The organism is Roseibium sp. LAB1, assembly GCF_054658235.1.
In genome coordinates this window covers 26215-44650 of record NZ_BAAGIB010000004.1, presented here as the reverse complement: position 1 = coordinate 44650, position 18436 = coordinate 26215, and the positions used below count along the sequence as shown (strand labels likewise).

The 18436-nt window shown below is 57.4% G+C and carries 19 protein-coding genes; 16 read left to right on the top strand and 3 right to left on the bottom strand.

Going from position 1 to position 18436, the window contains the following annotated elements:
- Window position 1: 1 nt before the first annotated feature.
- Window positions 2-1015, bottom strand: coding sequence for an alpha/beta hydrolase (locus tag ACYQ54_RS21685; protein WP_460086180.1), 1014 nt, complete (start codon window positions 1013-1015; stop codon window positions 2-4).
- Between the two features lie 117 nt (window positions 1016-1132).
- On the opposite strand from ACYQ54_RS21685, the gene nagZ reads away from it, so the two are divergent.
- From nagZ to ACYQ54_RS21630, 11 genes are all read left to right on the top strand, one after another.
- Window positions 1133-2152, top strand: coding sequence for a beta-N-acetylhexosaminidase (gene nagZ, locus ACYQ54_RS21680; protein WP_460086179.1), 1020 nt, complete (start codon window positions 1133-1135; stop codon window positions 2150-2152).
- Between the two features lie 11 nt (window positions 2153-2163).
- Complete coding sequence (locus ACYQ54_RS21675; RefSeq protein WP_460086177.1) at window positions 2164-3003, top strand: segregation and condensation protein A; 840 nt, start codon at window positions 2164-2166, stop codon at window positions 3001-3003.
- On the top strand, window positions 2993-3700 hold the full coding sequence (scpB, locus tag ACYQ54_RS21670; protein WP_460086176.1) for an SMC-Scp complex subunit ScpB: 708 nt from the start codon (window positions 2993-2995) through the stop codon (window positions 3698-3700). Before ACYQ54_RS21675 ends, scpB begins: the two co-directional genes overlap by 11 nt.
- Entirely contained in the window at window positions 3700-4839 is a 1140-nt protein-coding gene (locus ACYQ54_RS21665; protein ID WP_460086175.1) for an ABC transporter ATP-binding protein, read from the top strand. Before scpB ends, ACYQ54_RS21665 begins: the two co-directional genes overlap by 1 nt.
- Window positions 4840-4965: 126 nt before the next feature.
- Entirely contained in the window at window positions 4966-5190 is a 225-nt protein-coding gene (locus tag ACYQ54_RS21660; protein WP_330561858.1) for a twin-arginine translocase TatA/TatE family subunit, read from the top strand.
- Between the two features lie 41 nt (window positions 5191-5231).
- Window positions 5232-5660: a Sec-independent protein translocase protein TatB gene (gene tatB, locus ACYQ54_RS21655; protein ID WP_460086173.1), complete on the top strand. Its 429-nt coding sequence runs from the start codon at window positions 5232-5234 to the stop codon at window positions 5658-5660.
- Window positions 5657-6457 carry a twin-arginine translocase subunit TatC gene (gene tatC / locus ACYQ54_RS21650; RefSeq protein ID WP_460086171.1) on the top strand — a complete coding sequence of 267 codons (801 nt, stop codon included), beginning with the start codon at window positions 5657-5659 and terminating at the stop codon, window positions 6455-6457. The genes tatB and tatC overlap by 4 nt, the downstream gene beginning before the upstream one ends.
- 71 nt (window positions 6458-6528) lie before the next feature.
- Window positions 6529-7809, top strand: a complete 1281-nt coding sequence (serS, locus tag ACYQ54_RS21645; protein WP_460086170.1) for a serine--tRNA ligase — start codon at window positions 6529-6531, stop codon at window positions 7807-7809.
- Between the two features lie 188 nt (window positions 7810-7997).
- Window positions 7998-8756 (top strand): 5'/3'-nucleotidase SurE, encoded by a 759-nt coding sequence (gene surE / locus ACYQ54_RS21640; protein ID WP_460086169.1) that lies wholly within the window; start codon window positions 7998-8000, stop codon window positions 8754-8756.
- Window positions 8757-8775: 19 nt separating this feature from the next.
- Window positions 8776-9468, top strand: a complete 693-nt coding sequence (locus ACYQ54_RS21635; protein ID WP_460086167.1) for a protein-L-isoaspartate(D-aspartate) O-methyltransferase — start codon at window positions 8776-8778, stop codon at window positions 9466-9468.
- Between the two features lie 227 nt (window positions 9469-9695).
- Window positions 9696-11126 carry a peptidoglycan DD-metalloendopeptidase family protein gene (locus ACYQ54_RS21630; protein ID WP_460086166.1) on the top strand — a complete coding sequence of 477 codons (1431 nt, stop codon included), beginning with the start codon at window positions 9696-9698 and terminating at the stop codon, window positions 11124-11126.
- Between the two features lie 115 nt (window positions 11127-11241).
- On the opposite strand, the gene ACYQ54_RS21625 is transcribed toward ACYQ54_RS21630, so the two are convergent.
- A complete protein-coding gene (locus ACYQ54_RS21625; RefSeq protein ID WP_460086164.1) occupies window positions 11242-12114 on the bottom strand; it encodes an ATP-binding protein in 873 nt (290 codons plus the stop codon).
- A 243-nt stretch (window positions 12115-12357) separates the two neighbouring features.
- On the opposite strand from ACYQ54_RS21625, the gene yajC reads away from it, so the two are divergent.
- The 5 genes from yajC to ACYQ54_RS21600 all read left to right on the top strand — a co-directional run bounded on the left by yajC (window position 12358) and on the right by ACYQ54_RS21600 (window position 16608).
- Window positions 12358-12693 carry a preprotein translocase subunit YajC gene (gene yajC / locus ACYQ54_RS21620; protein WP_460086163.1) on the top strand — a complete coding sequence of 112 codons (336 nt, stop codon included), beginning with the start codon at window positions 12358-12360 and terminating at the stop codon, window positions 12691-12693.
- 72 nt (window positions 12694-12765) lie between these two features.
- A complete protein-coding gene (gene secD / locus ACYQ54_RS21615; protein ID WP_460086161.1) occupies window positions 12766-14376 on the top strand; it encodes a protein translocase subunit SecD in 1611 nt (536 codons plus the stop codon).
- Window positions 14377-14392: 16 nt separating this feature from the next.
- Complete coding sequence (secF, locus tag ACYQ54_RS21610; RefSeq protein WP_460086160.1) at window positions 14393-15343, top strand: protein translocase subunit SecF; 951 nt, start codon at window positions 14393-14395, stop codon at window positions 15341-15343.
- Between the two features lie 10 nt (window positions 15344-15353).
- A complete protein-coding gene (locus ACYQ54_RS21605) occupies window positions 15354-15731 on the top strand; it encodes an Mth938-like domain-containing protein (protein WP_460086158.1) in 378 nt (125 codons plus the stop codon).
- A gap of 25 nt (window positions 15732-15756) precedes the next feature.
- Window positions 15757-16608 (top strand): phytoene/squalene synthase family protein, encoded by an 852-nt coding sequence (locus ACYQ54_RS21600; protein WP_460086157.1) that lies wholly within the window; start codon window positions 15757-15759, stop codon window positions 16606-16608.
- 120 nt (window positions 16609-16728) lie between these two features.
- Here ACYQ54_RS21600 and trmFO read toward each other — a convergent pair whose 3' ends face one another.
- A complete protein-coding gene (trmFO, locus tag ACYQ54_RS21595) occupies window positions 16729-18147 on the bottom strand; it encodes a methylenetetrahydrofolate--tRNA-(uracil(54)-C(5))-methyltransferase (FADH(2)-oxidizing) TrmFO (protein WP_460086155.1) in 1419 nt (472 codons plus the stop codon).
- Window positions 18148-18436 lie beyond the last annotated feature (289 nt).

Sequence of the window (18436 nt, the reverse complement as noted above, 5' to 3'; positions counted from 1 at the left end):
GTCAATTGCTGAGTTTTTCTGCCAGAAACGGCAGGCTCTCATCGAGCCGGTAATCCACCGACGAGTGATTGTCGCTGAACTCCTGATAGACATGATCTACACCCGCGTCGGTCAGTTTCCTGTGCAGACGGCGGGCGCCATAGACCAGGTTGTACTGATCGACATCACCGCATTCGATCCAAAGGCCTTTAAGCGATTTCAGCGCATCGAGATGGTCGCCGACGATATGAACCGGGTCCCATTTCAGCCAGGTATTCCAGCGTTCCTCGATCAGTTCACAGGTTTCCGGATCGACCGGAAGCCGGATGCCGCAAAAGACTTCCGGATCTGGATCGGGGTCGTAGGTTGCTGCCATGGCGAAGGTCATCAGGTCATGCAGTGAATTGCCCGGATATTTCGGACCCTTTTCGAAATCCCTGACAAAGGCTTCGATTGAACCGGCCTTGGCAATGGCTCTTAATGCGCTTGGCATTTCCGGCAGGTAGCATAGCTCGAAGGCCATGTCCCCTGAGTGGCAGGCGGCAGCGGACCAGACGTCGGAATGTTTCATCGCGTGGATGATCGCACCGTAACCGCCGGACGACTTTCCGAAGATGCCGCGTTTGCCGGCGCCGCCACATTTGAAGCGGTTTTCGATGTCTTCCAGCATTTCGGTGGTCAACCAGGTTGCCCAGGGCCCCATGGCGTCACTGTCGATATACTGGTTGCCCCCCAGACGGGTAAAACAATCTGGAAACGCGACAGCAACCGGCGGCATGTCGCCGTCGTGGATAAGCCGATCGAGCCGTTCCGGCACGTTTTCACCAAAGTTCTTCCAGTTGACATGTGCAGGGCCTCCGGCCGTAAAGCCGACGATATCCACCAGAAGCGGAAGACCGCTGCCGTCGTGCCCATGCGGTGTATAGACGATGATTTCGCGCGTTGCCGTGTCGCCCAGCCGGTTTCGTCCAAGGATTTCAGATCTATGGGAAAAACGGTGCAGGGTGCCGGCCGGAATGTCGAGACGCGCGCGCATGGAGGCTCCAATCAGATCAGGGACGATGGCCGTCTAGATTGCAAGATCGTGACAAGGGTGCAAGGGGCGGTGCTTGCATTTCTTGACGGGTACCGGCACTGCGGCTAAGCCGGATCTATGACCAAAGCCTTTGTATCCGGGTGCGCCGGACCGACCCTGACAAGATCCGAAATCGACTTTTTCCGGACCGAAGACCCCTGGGGTCTGATCCTGTTTGCGCGGAACATCGAAACGCCGGAGCAGGTCCGGAACCTGACAGAGGCTTTCCGCGAAGCGGTAGGCCGTGCGGATGCGCCTGTTCTGGTGGATCAGGAGGGAGGCCGGGTGCAGCGGTTGAAGCCTCCTCATTGGCCCAGATATCCGGCTCCGAAAACTTATGGTGATCTTTATAACCGCGATGCTACCTCCGGCCAAAGGGCTGCCTGGCTGGCCGGACGCCTGATTGCCGACGATCTTTATCAGGTCGGCATCACGGTCGATTGCGTGCCATGTCTTGATGTCAGGTTTCCGGACACTGTCGACGCCATCGGGGACAGGGCATTGTCGCAGGACGCCGATGTGGTGGCATTGCTTGGTGAGACGATGGCGAATGGCGCGATGGCGGGCGGCGTTTTGCCCGTGATCAAGCATATTCCCGGGCATGGCAGGGCGCGTGTAGACAGTCACCTGGAGCTTCCACGTGTCGAAGCGGCACTTTCTTCTTTGGAAAGCGTGGATTTCCGGCCGTTCAAGGCTCTTTCGCACGTGTCATTGGGGATGACAGCCCATATTGTATACGAAGGGATCGATCCTGATACGGCGGGGACGCAAAGCAGGAAGATCATTCAGGAGATCATACGGGGAGAAATCGGGTTCGACGGTTGCCTGATGAGCGATGATATCTCCATGAAGGCGCTCGGCGGCAGTTTCGAAGATCGGTCCGGCAAGATTATCGAGGCGGGATGCGACATCGTTTTGCACTGCAATGGTGATATGGAAGAGATGATCGCTGTTGCTAAGGTCGTTCCCGAACTTGCGGGAGAAGCCAGACGGCGATGTGACAAGGCGTTAAGCGGCCTCCAGGTTCCAGATCCGGAATTTGACAGGCTGGCAGCCACTGAAGAATTTCAGACCTTGACCGGCTGGCAGGGCGTGTGACCGGAGCGGTAATGGCGGAATTGGAAAACAGCACGAAAAGCCAGGAAGACGGCTCCTACGATCTTCTCAGTTCCGTCAGTACTCCGGAAGAACGGGCCAGCTCCGATCCGCAGCTTGTGGTCGACGTGGAAGGCTTCGAAGGCCCCCTCGATCTCCTGTTGGGTCTTGCACGGACGCAGAAGGTCGATCTCGCGCGTATTTCCATTCTCGAACTGGTTGAGCAATATCTGGAGTTCGTCGCCGAAGCCCGCAGGATGCGACTGGAACTGGCCGCGGACTATCTGGTGATGGCTGCATGGCTTGCTTTCTTGAAATCCAAGCTGTTGTTGCCCGAACAGAAGAACGAGGATGAACCGACCGGCGAGGAACTTGCCGCAGCACTTGCTTTCCGCCTTCGGCGACTTGAGGCAATGCGCGAGGTTTCGGAAAAACTCCTGACTCGCAACAGGCAGGGCAGGGACGTGTTTCACCGCGGCGATCCGGAAACCATGTCTGTCCAGCACAAGAGTATCTGGGACGCCTCCATCTACGACTTGTTGTCCGCATATGCCACGCAACGCCAACGTCAATCTGTGACCTCGGTCCGTGTTCTGCGCAGAACGGTGTGGTCTTTGCAGGAAGCACGCGAACTTTTGACCAAACTCGTTGGCCGGGTCAGTGAATGGGCGCCGCTGAACGCCTATCTCCGAGACTATCTCTACGACAACAAGGATTGGGCGACGATCGTCGCCAGCACCTTCAGCGCCAGCCTGGAAATGGTACGAGAAGGTCAGGTCGAGATCCGTCAGGGCGAGCCTTTCTCGCCGGTCTACATCCGCGCCATCACGAAGGAGCCGGATCATGGTCTCTGATTTCGATCTATTGCAGATGGAAAGTACGGAGGAAGCCGCGCCTTCGCATGCTCTGGATCCTTCAGGCCTTCGTATGGTCGAAGCGCTGCTTTTTGCGTCCTCAGAGCCGCTCTCGCTTGAAGAGCTGACATTGCGTCTTCCGGACGGTACGGATGTGCTCAGCATTCTTGAGGAACTGCAGAAAACCTACGCGCCAAGGGGCGTCAACCTGGTGAGGGTTGCCGGGAAATGGTGTTTCCGCACGGCGGAGGATCTGGCTTACCTGATGCACCGGAACGTCGAGGAGCAGCGCAAATTGTCGCGCGCAGCACTCGAAACTTTGGCGATCGTTGCCTATCACCAGCCGGTCACCCGCGCCGAAATAGAAGAGATCAGAGGTGTTTCCACCTCCAAGGGAACGCTCGATGTCCTGCTTGAAACCACCTGGATACGAATGCGTGGACGTCGCAGAACCCCGGGCCGTCCCGTCACTTACGGAACGACTGACCAGTTCCTGATTCACTTCGGGCTGGAAAATGTCAGGGATCTGCCGGGTCTGGAAGAATTGAAAGGAGCAGGGCTCCTGGATAGTGCCGTGCCGGCCTCCTTCCTCGTACCGACCCCCAATGACGATACCTCATTGACGGAAGACGAGGATCCACTAGAAGACGGGTCTCTGTTTGACGATGATGAAGCGGACGAGACCGCCGGATCCTGATGCCCGATCGAAAGAAGTCGACTTCCACCAATGGCAATGGCCACCCGCTGAGCTGGGGTGCACCCGGAACGGCCGGCGCAACCATCGCCGCAGGTCTCGTCTTTGAGAATGTCTCTCACGATTACGATGGCGTAACGTCGGTACAAAACCTCAGCCTGTCCATCGCGCCGGGCGAGATTCTTTGCCTGCTCGGACACTCGGGCTGTGGCAAGACCACCTTGATGCGCATTGCTGCAGGCGTCGAACGCCAGAGCAAGGGCAGGGTGCTGATCAATGGCCGGGAAATTGCCGACGATGTGCTTTTCCAGCCGCCCGAAAAACGCGGCGTCGGCCTCATGTTCCAGGACTACGCACTGTTTCCGCACATGAGCATCCTGGCAAATGTGATGTTCGGTCTGACAAACATGCCGAAGCGCGAGGCACAGGCGGCCGCGCTTAGCGCTCTTGGCCGGGTCGGCTTGGCTGACTATGCTGCAGACTATCCCCACGCGCTTTCCGGCGGCGAGCAACAACGTGTAGCGCTTGCCCGCGCGCTGGTGCCGCGGCCAGGCATCCTGTTGATGGATGAACCCTTTTCGGGTCTCGACAAGAGGCTTCGTGACAATGTCCGCGATGAGACGCTCGCGGTTATTCGCGAAACGCGGGCCACATGCATCATTGTGACCCACGATCCGGAAGAGGCCATGCGCATGGGCGACAAGATTGCTCTGATGCGACAGGGGCGCCTGGTACAGCATGGAACTGCAGCGGATCTCTACAAGTCGCCTGTCGACCTTTTTGCAGCGCGGTTCTTTTCCGAATTGAACCAGCTTGAAGGCGTCGTCACCTCGGAGGGGGTCGAAACGCCGGTGGGTGTGTTGACGTCGGATGGCCTGTCCGAGGGGCAGAAGGTGGACGTTTGCGTCCGCCCGCAAGGGATTATTCTTAATAATGCTGGATTGTGCGGTGTTCCCGGAAGAATTCGGTCGAAACGATTCGTCGGTGAGGTCGATTTGTTGTCTATTGCAATAGACGGGCTCAATCATCCCCTTCAGGCAAGGGTTCGTGCGGGCAGTCCCTGGGAGCGCGGAATGGACGTTGCCGTCACGACTGATCCGAAAGACGTGCTTGTTTTTCCGCGTGTACCTTCCCAAGTCTAATGGGAGGGCAACTTATCATTCCGTCTAAGTGATCAAAATCAAATAGACTGGCATGTTGCAGGGAGTGGGCCGTTTTTGTAAGAAGGGCCTCATGGCTTTTAAAGCCGATTATCAGGAGTTTGGCGTATGGGCATTAGTATTTGGCAGATCTTGATCATCGCAGTGGTCGTTGTTCTGCTGTTCGGACGTGGCAAGATTTCCGATCTCATGGGAGATGTTGCGAAGGGAATCAAGAGCTTCAAGAAAGGCATGGCCGAAGACGACGTAGCCGACGCTCCGAAGACCATCGACCACAAGAACAGCGAAACGGCCTCGTCCGTAAACGCTGAAGATCAGACAAAAGCGAGCTGATCTTAATCTGCATCGCGTCTCCTTAAGGGACGAAACATCTCATGTTCGATATCGGGTGGACCGAACTATTGGTGATCGCCTGTGTGGCGATCATCGTCGTGGGGCCAAAGGATTTGCCGCGCATGCTGCGCACACTTGGCCAGACGATTGGGAAAATGCGAAAGCTTTCGCGTGAGTTCCAGTCGACCTTCAACGACGCGCTGCGTGAGGCCGAACAACAGGCCGATATCGCGGACATGAAGAAACAGGTCGAATCGGCGGCGAACTTCAATCCGCTTGGCGATCTGAAAAAATCCATCGAAGAAGACACGACCAAAAAAGCCGACAAGCCCAAAGTGGCTGCCAGCGATCCGGCGTCGCCGCCGGCAGACAGCGCAAAAGCGGACAAGGCCTCCACGACCGAAGCAGCCCCGGCTGCACCTGAGGTCAAGCCAGAAACCGCGCCGGTGACGGAAGATGTAAAGGCATGAGCCAGGACGAAATCGACGCCTCCAAGGCGCCACTGATCGAACACCTGATCGAATTGCGCCAGCGGCTGATGTGGTCGATCGGTGCAATCCTCGTGATGTTCGTGATCTGCTTCTATTTCGCAACGGATATCTACAACATCCTGACCGTGCCCTACCTTCGGGCCGCTGGTGACGGTCATCCGGTGGAAATGATCTTCACCGCACCGCAGGAATGGTTCTTTACCCAGCTGAAACTGGCGCTGTTCGGCGCACTTTTCCTGGCGTTTCCTGTTGTGGCCAGTCAGATATACATGTTCGTGGCTCCTGGCCTCTATAAGCATGAGCGCGGTGCGTTCCTGCCGTTCCTCGTCGCAACGCCGGTTCTCTTCCTGATCGGTGCCTGTCTCGTCTATTTTCTTGTCATGCCCATGGCGATGGGGTTCTTCCTGTCCCAGGAACAGGCGGCGAGCACCGGCAAGGTGGCCATTCAGCATTTGGCCAAGGTGAGTGAATACCTCGGCCTGATCATGATCCTGATCTTTGCCTTCGGCCTGGTTTTCCAGCTTCCGGTGGTGCTGACCCTGCTCGGCAGGGCTGGCCTGGTCAGTGCTGAGACGCTTCGGCACAAACGCAAATACGCCATCGTCGGTGCTTTTGCTGCTGCTGCAATTTTGACACCCCCCGACCCGATCTCGCAGATCGGTCTTGCGCTGCCAACGCTGCTTCTCTACGAAGTCTCCATTCTGTCCGTCAAACTGGTGGAGCGCCAGCGTGCCGAAAGGGAGGCTCAACGCGAAGCCGAAGACGCGGCGGCCTGACCACCTGGCCGCCACGCTTCCCGGATTGACCGACGGAATGAATTGAAACGACCGTCGTTCGGGAAGTGAAGATGTTTGATATTAGATGGATACGGGATAACGCAGACGCCTTTGACCAGGCATTGGCAAAACGGGGCTTTGAAGCTTCCGCAGCCAAACTGATCGCGCTGGACGATTCCCGCCGCTCCCATATCACCAAGCTTCAGGAAGCCCAGGAACGGCGGAACGCTGCATCCAAGGAAATCGGCAAGGCCAAAGGCTCGGGCGATGACGCCCGCGCACAGGAGCTGATTGACGAAGTCGCGCAGATCAAGGCGTTCATTCAGTCGGGTGAGGAAGAAGAGCGTAAGCTTGTTGCCGATCTCGAAGCTGCCATGGCCGTCATTCCCAACCTGCCGCACGACGACGTGCCGGTGGGGGCGGATGAAGCCGACAACGTGCTTTTTAAAACGCACGGTGAAAAGCCGGTATTCACATTCAATGAGCCGCCGAAAGAGCATTATGAACTGGGTGAAGAGCTCGGAGGCATGGACTTTGCGGCCGCTGCCAAGCTCTCCGGATCGCGTTTCGTGGTCCTCAAGGGACAGATTGCCCGCCTGGAACGCGCGCTCGGCCAGTTCATGATCGACCTGCATACCCAGGAAAACGGCTACACCGAAGTTTCGCCGCCGCTGCTGGTTCATAGCGATCCGCTCTACGGAACCGGTCAGCTTCCGAAATTCGAGGAAGATCTCTTCAAGACGACCACGGATCATTATCTGATCCCGACCGCAGAAATTCCGCTGACCAATCTTGTCGCGGGAGAAATTCTCGGCGAGGACCAACTGCCTCTGCGCGTGACCGCGTTGACCTATTGTTTCCGCTCCGAAGCGGGCTCCGCCGGCCGCGACACGCGCGGAATGTTGCGCCAGCATCAGTTCCAGAAGTGCGAACTGGTCTCCGTGACCAAACCGGAAGATTCGCTCGACGAACTGGAACGCATGCTGGGCTGCGCGGAAAAGGTTCTCCAGAAGCTCGGCCTGCACTACCGGGTCATGACACTGTGCAGCGGTGACATGGGCTTCGGCGCGCGCAAGACCTACGATATCGAGGTCTGGTTGCCGGGACAGGATACTTATCGCGAGATTTCGTCCTGTTCCGTCTGTGGTGACTTCCAGGCGCGACGGATGAATGCCAGGTTCCGCCCGGCAGGCTCCAAGCAACCGGCACACGTGCATACTCTCAACGGATCCGGTATCGCTGTCGGCCGTGCCCTGATTGCGGTTCTGGAGAATTACCAGAATGGCGACGGCACGATCACCGTTCCTGACGTTCTGCGTCCCTACATGGGCGGACTGGAAAAGATTGGCTGAAACGCGCCAGCCGGATCGGATGATTTAACCGGCAACAGTTAGACCGTGTCCATGCACGCCGTCGCGGTATTTTGCCGGAAAATCGATTGTTATGGACGGCAACCAGGCAGGATTGCCGTCCTTCTTCATTTGAGGTGTTCTTTGGTTTCGACTGCGGAAGGGCACATGGAAAACGGAGCTAAACCTAGATGCGTATCCTCATCACAAATGACGACGGCATTCAGTCTCCCGGGCTGACGGTTCTGGAAAACATTGCCAGGACGCTTTCCGACGATGTCTGGGTTATTGCCCCGGAAACCGACCAGAGCGGTGTCGCCCATTCCCTGACCCTGAGCGATCCGTTGCGACTGAGAAAGCTGGATGACCGTCACTATGCCCTGAAGGGCACTCCGACCGACTGTGTGATCATGGGGGTCCGCAAGGTGCTGCCCGGATTGCCGGACCTTGTGCTGTCGGGCATAAACCGCGGGCAGAACCTTGCCGAGGACGTGACCTATTCCGGCACCGTTGCCGGCGCGATGGAAGCAGCCATTCTCGGCATCCGGTCCATCGCCGTGTCTCAGGCCTACAATTGGGATGTCCGTGCAGAACCGGATTACTCCACGGCCGAAGTGCACGCGCCTGAACTGTTTCGCAAGCTGATCGATTTCGATCTACCGCAATATACGCTGCTCAACGTCAACTTTCCCGCCTGCTCCGCAGAGGAAGTGAAGGGGGTCAAGGTTACCGTTCAGGGTCATCATGAGCAAAGCGGGCTGTCCATTGACGAACGCAAGGACGGTCGAGGGTACCCCTATTACTGGCTGCGATTTCAGGATCGCGGCAAATCTGTGCTTGATAATTCCGATATGCAGGCAATTGCCGATGGATATGTTTCCGTTTCGCCGCTACGCATAGATCTGACAGCCCACGATCTGGTGACACATTTGGCGGGGGCTTTGGGGTAAACCCTGAGGGGGACGGTTCATGGCCGGTCATTTGCCCGGCAAGGAAAACAGGACGATGGCGTCCGCTTTGCCGGATGAGGCGGAAGCCCGCGCGGCATTGGTTCTGGCATTGCGAAGACGGGGTGTCGGGGCGAGGGACGTCCTGGCGGCAATTGAACGTGTTCCCAGGCGCCTGTTTCTGTCCGCACGCCATCACAGTCTCGCTTACGAGGATGCGATGTTGCCGATCGAATGCGGTCAGATCGTTTCCGCACCGTCCGTTGTCGCCTTCACGGTTCAGGCTCTTGCCATTTCTTCCGGTCAAAGCGTTCTGGAAATCGGAACAGGCTCCGGCTATCAGGCCGCTGTCATAGCTCATCTCGCGGATCATGTCGAAACGGTGGACAGATTCGCCACCCTGACCGACCTGGCAACCCGCCGGTTCGAGGCTCTCAAGCTGAAAAATGTGAAAGCACGCCAGGGCGATGGTTTCAGTGAGGAGCGCCAGAAGGGCCCCTTTGACAGGATTGTCGTCAACGCTGCAGTGGAAGAAGTTCCCGACATCTGGCTGCAGCAATTGAAACCAGGCGGTATTCTTGTCGCGCCGGTTGGCAAAGCCAATCAGCCACAAACACTGATCAAGTACCAGAAGACCGAGAGTGTCGTGACTGCGGAGACGCTGATGATGGTGCGGACTGTCATGTTGCAGCCGGGAATCGCAAAGAAGCTGTAATCAGGGGATTCTCACCGATTCTTCGTGTCACGCGTGCATTGATGCACCACGACCATTTACCTGTTCAAATTTACTATAATTGGCGCGATTGCTGGCTTCCTGGCTCACTTCAATACTGAGATATCGTTGTTTTTCGGAGAAAGATCCGACGGTCTTTAGCCTTTATAAACCTTACTGCCGTCTACTCTTAACCATAACAGCCATAGTCAGCGGTTAGAGTTAAGGCGATGATGAAGCGGAAGCGTACCCTCCGCAGGGATCTCATGGGCAAGGTGGCGACAGTGTCGCTGGTTGCAGTTGCTCTCGCAGGATGTTCCAGCGCGGTTGAGCGATTTGGTGAACCTCCCTATTACACGGGCAATACCCAGAATCAGCGGGATATTCTCAATGGCGGCCAAAAACAGCCGACCTACCAGGATATCGTGAACGGGCCAGGGGGTACTGCCGCAGGCCTTCCGCAGGGATCGTCTCAGCCGGTGACAACCGGTTCCATTTCAAGTAGGGCGCCTGCGGTCCAGTCCGCACCGTTGCCGTCACCTGTGACGACAGCGCAGCGTGCAGCTCCGGTTCGCACGGCTCCTGTCGCCACACAGCCCGCACCGGAAGCGGTTGCGGCGTCGGGTGGCGCAAAGAGCTGGAAAGGATGGACATCTGCCGGCGGAACGAGGGTGCAGCTTCGCCATGGTGACAGTCTCAATTCCATGGCGCGCCGCTACGGCGTTCCGATCCAGGCAATCGTCGCAGTCAATGGTATTGATGATCCGGCAAAGGTACAGCCAGGTCAGAGCGTCATTATTCCAACCTACGTTTACGCTGAACGTAACGGTTCAACGAGCACGACCGAAGGCGAAAACGGCCGGGTGAAACTGCCGAAGGTTGGTGGAAACGAAAGCGTCGTCACCGGCTCGGTTCCAACGACTGTCGGAACCATGCCGCGGCCGGACCAGAAAAACGGTCAGCAGCCGACCTTCGCCGACATAAGTCAGGGCAAGGTCGACGTCATTCGTGTCAGTACATTGCCCAGGCGTAAACCGGGCGGCTCTGACCAGACTTTGACGACGGCCTCCATTTCGTCCGGTTCATCGTCTTCCAGTGTGCCTACGCCGCGCCGTCAGCCGGCAGCACCTGCGTCCAGCTCTCAGGCTGTCGCTGCTGCGCCGTCGGGAACGGTTGAGAAAACCAAACTGCCGCAGCCGGCCCTAACCCAGGAAGCCCGGCCGACAGAACCGATCAAGACGCCGACCACCGTCGCAAATGTCCAGGATGACGAGAGCGCCGATGCCAAGTTCCGGTGGCCCGTTCGTGGCCGGATCATCTCCGACTTTGGTGCCAAGCCGGGCGGCGGAAAGAATGAAGGTGTCAACCTGGCTGTCCCTGAAGGAACGCCGGTACATGCTGCCGACGACGGTTCTGTGATCTATTCAGGCAATGAGCTGAAAGGCTACGGTAATCTGATCCTGGTGCGGCACAACGATGGTTGGGTCTCTGCCTACGCGCATAACAGCGAGCTGAAGGTCAAACGCGGTGACACGATCCGCCGCGGCGATGTTGTTGCGCTTGCCGGCGCAACAGGTTCGGTCAACCAGCCGCAGCTTCATTTCGAACTGCGTCAGGGCAACAAGCCGGTTGATCCTCTGAAGTACCTGCCACGTCGCTGACCGCGGGCAACCTTACGTCCAGGCGGCAGAATAAATTTGTCGGCTGGAGGGGAGACGTGGCATAAAAGCGAGACTGCAATTCAATCAGCCCGGCCTTTGTGCCGGGCTTTGTCGTTCAGGAGATCGTCTTGCCAAGCCTGCCGGCTAGATCCTGGATGAACTGGTAAGCGACACGGCCAGACCGGCTACCTCTGGTGGTTGCCCACTCCAGAGCTTTCGCCCGCAATTCATCGGCTTCGATCTTCAGGTCAAAGTGTGCGGCATAGCCGCGCACCATATCGAGGTAATCGTCCTGACTGCACTTGTGAAAACCGAGCCAGAGGCCGAAGCGGTCTGACAGGGAAACCTTTTCTTCAACGGCCTCTGCCGGGTTGATCGCCGTGGAACGTTCGTTCTCGATCATGTCCCTGGGCAGGAGATGTCGCCGGTTCGATGTGGCATAGAAGATCACATTGTCCGGACGGCCTTCGATCCCTCCCTCAAGCACGGCCTTGAGCGATTTATAGGAGGTGTCGTCATTGTCGAAGCTCAGATCGTCGCAGAAGACGATAAACCGGCACGAGGCGTCGCGGATCAGGTTCATGAGTTTCGGCAGGGACTCGATATCTTCCCGATGAATTTCAATAAGTTTCAGGCCGGCAGATGCGTTTTCAGCTGCGATTGCCGCGTGCGCTGCCTTGACCAGTGACGACTTGCCCATGCCTCTGGCGCCCCACAGCAACGCATTGTTGGCAGGAAGGCCCTTGGCAAATCGGCGGGTGTTGTCGAGCAGAAGATCGCGAACGTGGGAAACCGCACACAGCAGCGTGATATCGACGCGGTTGACTTTTTGCACCGGAACCAGTTCTCCCGGATCCGGTGACCAGACAAAGGCGTCAGCGGTTGAAAAATCGGGTTTGCGGGGTTGGGCCGGCACCGCACGTGCGATCAGGTCGATCAGAGAATCGAGTTTTGCGTTTAATGCGGCGAGGTCGTTTTGAGCGTTCATTCTTCTTGCAAGCCCTGTCAAAAAGGCCCATGTCAGGCCCTGAATTAAGTGGTGGCAGGATTAACACGGTGCGGGAAACACGAAAACGTCTGTTATTCCCGTACCGGTACGCTGGAAACTGTTTGCAAAGCTTGAAATGAGGCGCGCCGCAGTTATAGTCCGCGCCACCAGAATGAGAGCGTTTTTGCCGAAGGCCCGACAGAAGGGTCGGTGGTCATCAAAAACGCCACTTAGGAGAAGTGAATGTTTATCACCCCAGCCTACGCGCAGGCAGCCGGTCCGGCAGGTGCTTCCGGTTTCTTGATTCAGATCCTGCCCTTCGTGGCAATCTTCGCAATCATGTATTTCCTGATCATCCGGCCGCAGCGCCAGCGCATGAAAAAGCATCAGGACATGGTTGCCAACCTTCGTCGTGGTGACACCGTTGTGACCACCGGTGGCCTGATCGGCAAGGTTTCCAAGGTCGTGGACGACGGCGAAGTGCAGGTTGAACTGTCCGAGGGCGTCAAGGTTCGCCTTGTCCGCTCCATGGTGCAGGAAGTGCGTTCCAAAACCGAGCCGGCCAAGGACAACGCGTAACGCGATCCCCGCCGCTTCGATGATACCGCCGGGCCGGTTACTGATCGGCCTGGCTGCATTTAAGGCTTGACCATGCTCTATTTCGCACGCTGGAAAATCGCGCTGATCGTGCTTGTGGTTGCCGCTGGCATCCTGACCACGCTGCCGAATTTCTTCTCCCAAAAACAACTTGAAAGCTGGCCGGATTTCCTGCCGAAGAGCCAGATGGTTCTCGGTCTCGACCTTCAGGGCGGTGCTTATCTGCTCTATGAAATCGACAAGCAGGACTACATCCAGAAGCGTATGAAAACGCTTGTTGGCGATATCCGGACGACGTTGCGCGAAGATCCTCGCATCGGGTACACCGGGCTTGGAGTTCAGGGAGACGCGGCGCAGGTCCGCATTCGCGATCTGACCCGGCTGGCGGACGCGCAGGAGCGGCTTCAGCCGCTGGTCAATCCGTTGGTCTCCAGCGTGTTTGGCGGTCAGGCGGTCAATGAGTTCGACATGACTGCCACGGAAGACGGTCTGATCCGTTTTTCCTATTCCGAACAGGGTCTTGAGGACCGCATGACGAATATCGTCCAGCAGTCCATCGAGGTGATCCGGCGGCGTGTTGACGAAATCGGAACCACCGAACCCAGCATTCAGCGTCAGGGTGCTGACCGGATCCTCGTCGAGGCACCTGGTGAAGACGACCCTGAACGCCTGAAGGACCTTGTTGGACAGACCGCGCAGCTCACTTTCCACATGGTCGACACGTCCATGTCCGGCGAACAGGCGCTTCAAAACCGTCCGCCCGCAGGCACGGTTGTCATGATGTCTGTGGACGATCCGCCCATTCCCTACCTTCTCGAAGAAGCGCCGCTTCTGTCGGGGGAAGACCTCGTCGATGCACAGGTCAGCTTCGATCAGCGCAACAACGAACCGGTCGTGAACTTCCGCTTCAACCAGTCCGGCGCACGCAAATTCGCCCAGATCACTCAGCAGAACGTCAACCGTCCGTTTGCGATCGTGCTCGACGAGGAAGTCATTTCCGCCCCGGTTATCCGTGAACCGATTACCGGTGGTTCAGGTCAGATCTCCGGCAGTTTCACGGTGGACGGCGCCAACGATCTCGCCGTGCTGCTGCGCGCAGGTGCGTTGCCGGCCAAGCTGACGGTCATCGAGGAACGTTCCATCGGTCCTGGCCTCGGCGCAGACTCCATCGAATCCGGCAAGCTGGCTTCTATCATCGGCGGTGGCCTGGTGATCGCCTTCATGATCCTCGCCTATGGCCGTTTCGGCATCATCGCCGATGTTGCTTTGATGGCGAACATCTTCCTGATCTTCGGGGCGTTGACATTGCTACAGGCAACACTGACCTTGCCCGGTATCGCAGGTATCGTGCTCACGATCGGTATGGCGGTGGATGCAAACGTGCTGATCTTCGAGCGCATCCGCGAAGAGGCCAGGGCAGGGCGGTCAGTTATTTCGGCTGTGGATGCGGGCTACAGTCGTGCTCTCGGCACGATCCTGGACGCCAACATCACGACCCTGATCGCAGCAGTGATCCTGTTCCAGCTTGGCTCAGGTCCGGTCAAGGGTTTCGCCGTGACACTGGCCATCGGTATCTTCACCACAGTGTTCTCGGCTTTCACGTTCAGCCGGCTGCTGGTTGCCATTTGGCTCCGCCGCCGCCGTCCGTCGAAATTGCCGATTTGATCCGGGAGACTGACAAATGTTGCTGAGAATTGTTCCGGACAACACCAAAATCAGATTCATGTGGCTGCGGAAAGTCAGCTTTCCGCTGTCCGTCTTGCTTGTGATTGCCTCGCTCACCGCGTTCTTCACTGTGGGACTGAATTACGGTATCGACTTCAAGGGCGGTACGATCATCGAAATCAAGACCGATGGTCCTGCCGATGTCGCCTCGATCCGCTCCGATCTGTCTTCGCTGAACCTGGGCGATGTCCAGGTGCAGGAATTCGGCGGATCGGACGATATCCTGATCCGTATCGAAGAACAGCCGGGTGGTGAACTTGCGCAGCAGGCCGTCGTTGGCAAGGTGCGGACCATCTTCGAAGGACAGGAAGTGGATTTCCGCCGTGTCGAGGTTGTGGGCCCGCGTGTTTCGGGTGAGCTTGCTCAAGCCGGTGCAATCGCGGTTGCCGCTTCGCTGCTGGCCATTCTGTTCTACATCTGGTTCCGATTCGAGTGGCAGTTTGCGGTCGGTGCAATTCTGACAACGGCAAACGACGTGGTCATCACCATTGGTTTGTTCGTGCTGCTGCAGCTTGATTTTTCGTTGTCCAGTATCGCGGCCGTGCTGACCATCATCGGTTATTCGCTCAACGATACCGTGGTTGTTTATGACCGTATTCGCGAGAACCTGCGCAAATACAAGAAACGGCCATTGACCGAAGTGCTCGACATGTCGATCAACGAGACCCTGTCCCGTACGACGATGACGTCCGTTACGACGTTGCTGGCGCTCTTCGCGCTCTACATTTTCGGCGGTGAAGTCATCCAGTCGTTCACGTTGGCAATGATCTTCGGTATCGTGATCGGCACCTATTCGTCGATCTTCCTGGCGGCTCCTTTCCTGATCCTTTTCAATCTTCGTGCGGAGGCGATGTCTCCGAAGGACGACGATGGCGAGAAGGATACAAAGGCGAAAGCGTCGGCTTAAGGACGGTACGATGGAAATCCGCGATGCGCATTTTCCCGGCCGGGCGCCGCTCGAAGCCTATGGCAACGGCGGCTTCCGGTTTGCCGGTATGTCTCATCGCGGATCTCTGCTATGTGTTCCAAGCGGAATTTACGGCTGGGACGTGAATGATCCGTCTGCGTTTTCGCCCGAGGCCTTTCAAAAGGTTCTGGAGGAACAGGCGGATATCGAAGTGCTTCTGGTCGGGACCGGCAAAGAGCTTCGGCCCTTGCCTGCGGACCTGAAATCGCTGTTTCGGGAGGCGGGCATTTTGTCCGACCCGATGTCGACAGGCGCTGCACTGCGAACCTTCAATGTGCTTTTGTCAGAAGACCGGGCTGTTGCTGCTGCACTGATTGCCGTCGATTGACGCTCCTCAAAGGCTATCGGGCTCTATGACAACCGAATTTGATCATGCTGCCGATGTGGTTCGTCAATTCGACAAGGACCGCTATCTCACAGCATTGCTTGCTCCTGAACCACATCGCGATGGCCTGATGGCGCTCTATGCCTATAGTGCCGAGATCGCCCGCATTCGCGAACTGGTGTCAGAACCGCTTCCTGGAGAAGTGCGGCTGCAATGGTGGCGCGACCTTCTCGAAGGCACGGAACATGGAGCCGTTACGTCCAATCCGGTCGCCAATGCCTTGCTTCAGACCGTCGAGCGTTATCAATTGCCCAAGCAGAGCCTTGTGGCGATGACGGAAGCACGCGTGTTCGATCTCTACAACGACCAGATGCCAAGTCTCAATGATCTGGAAGGATACGCAGGTGAGACAGTTTCCGGCCTGATACAGCTTGCTTGCCTGGTTCTGAATGAGGGCAAGGACCCAGGCACGGCGACGGCTGCCGGGCACGCAGGTGTCGCTTATGCGCTGACAGGATTGATGCGCGCGCTTCCCTGGCATGCGTCCCGGCATCAGATGTATCTGCCGAAAGACGTCTGTGACCGTCACAATCTCGAGATAGAAAGTGTTTTCCGTGGTGAGACGACGCCGGAGCTACGAGCGGTGCTGGCCGAGATGCGCGGCCATGTCCGACATCACCTCGGCCGGGTCCGTCAGGTAGCCAAGGATGTACCTGAAGCTTGCCAGTCAGCCTTTCTGCCGCTGGTTCTTGTGGAGCCATTCCTGAAGAAACTGGAACAGGACAGTCTGGATCCGTTGAAGCAGGTCGCCGAACTGTCGCAGCTCAGGCGGCAGTGGATACTTTGGCGCGCCTCCGGTAACGTTCTGAAAGCCATCTGAACCGCTGAAAGCTCCATGCCAGAAATGCAATCAGGCGCTTTCTCGGCAGAAAAAGCGCCTGTGTTCACAATGATTGCATTCGACCCGATCCTGCGCCGCCTGGACGCAGATCAGTGTTTTCTACTCGGCTGCCTGTTTTACGAGGCCTAACTGTGTTTGCCAGTCGGTAAAATCCACCTTGGCGCGGTTGGTCATGGCCAGCTTCTTCGCCCGAGACTTGTCCTTGCCTTTCAACCGCTTGCCGTTCTCATCCTTGTTGGGCGCATCCACTTCAGGAAACAGTCCGAAGTTGACATTCATCGGCTGGAAAGACCCGGGCTTGCCGGCGCCTTCGTCCCGGGTGATGTGTCCTCCGGTGATATGACCGAGCAGCGCGCCCATGGCGGTGGTGGCCGGTGGCGGAACAATTTCCTGTCCGCGGGCTTCGAGGACAGCGAAAAGGCCGGCAAGGCAGCCGACGCTTGCCGATTCCACATAGCCCTCGCATCCGGTGATCTGACCAGCAAAACGCAGGCGCGGATCGGCTTTCAGCCGCAATGTTTCGTCCAGAACCTTCGGAGAGTTCAGGAAAGTGTTGCGGTGAAGACCGCCAAGACGGGCAAATTGTGCATTTTCCAGACCGGGAATCATGCGGAAGATGTCTGCCTGCGCACCATATTTGAGCTTCGTCTGAAACCCGACCATGTTGTAGAGCGTGCCCAGAGCATTGTCCTGGCGAAGCTGCACCACCGCATAGGCCTTCACGCCGGGATTATGCGCGTTGGTCAATCCCATCGGCTTCATCGGGCCATGCCGAAGTGTTTCCCGTCCGCGGGCAGCCATGACTTCTATTGGCAGGCAGCCATCGAAATAGGGTGTGTTTTCTTCCCATTCCTTGAAATCGGCTGTTTCGCCTTCAAGCAGCGCATCGATAAAAGCTTCGTATTGTGCCTTGTCCATCGGACAGTTGAGATAGTCCTTGCCGGTGCCGCCTGGTCCTACCTTGTCGTAGCGCGACTGGAACCAGGCCTTGGAAAGATCGACACTTTCGAAATGGATGATCGGCGCAATGGCGTCAAAGAAAGCAAGAGCATCTTCACCACTTTTTTCAAGGATCGCCGCGGAAAGTGCTGGTGATGTCAGCGGACCCGTCGCGATGATCACCCTGTCCCAGTCTTCGGGCGGCAGTCCGGCGACTTCCTCGCGCGAGATCGTAACATTCGGATGATCTTGAAGCGCTGCTGTCACCGCGTCCGAAAAACCGTCGCGATCCACAGCGAGAGCACTGCCAGCGGGCACCTGGTGAGCATCGGCACAGGACATGATGAGTGAGTCGAGCTGGCGCAGTTCATGATGAATAAGGCCGACTGCGTTTTGTTCTGAATCGTCCGACCGGAAGGAATTTGAGCACACCAGCTCTGCGAGGCCATCGGTCTGATGGGCGTCTGTTTTGCGGACTGGGCGCATTTCGTGAAGAACGACCGGCAAACCGGCCTGTGCAATCTGCCAGGCAGCCTCTGAACCGGCAAGGCCGCCGCCAATGATATGGATGGGGGTCATTTTGTGTCCCTGGGACCTGATCCGGCCGCCTCTTGTTGCCGTCTTGCGGCAAGGCCTGCTCGGACAATTGCTGTGCCGCCCTGATTACAGGCAAAGTCCGGCATTCGCAATGTCCACCATATCCTTGTGCGCGACTGTCCCGAAGACAGACAGCGGGTAATTCACGACTGAAACGAAAAAACGCCCGCCGGTGGGAGGAGGTACCGGCAGGCGCTTTTGGAGTTCCACGCATTGAGCGCGGAAGGTGCGGTCATCAGGTTGGGAGGAGGATACCTTTTGACCGCGAAGC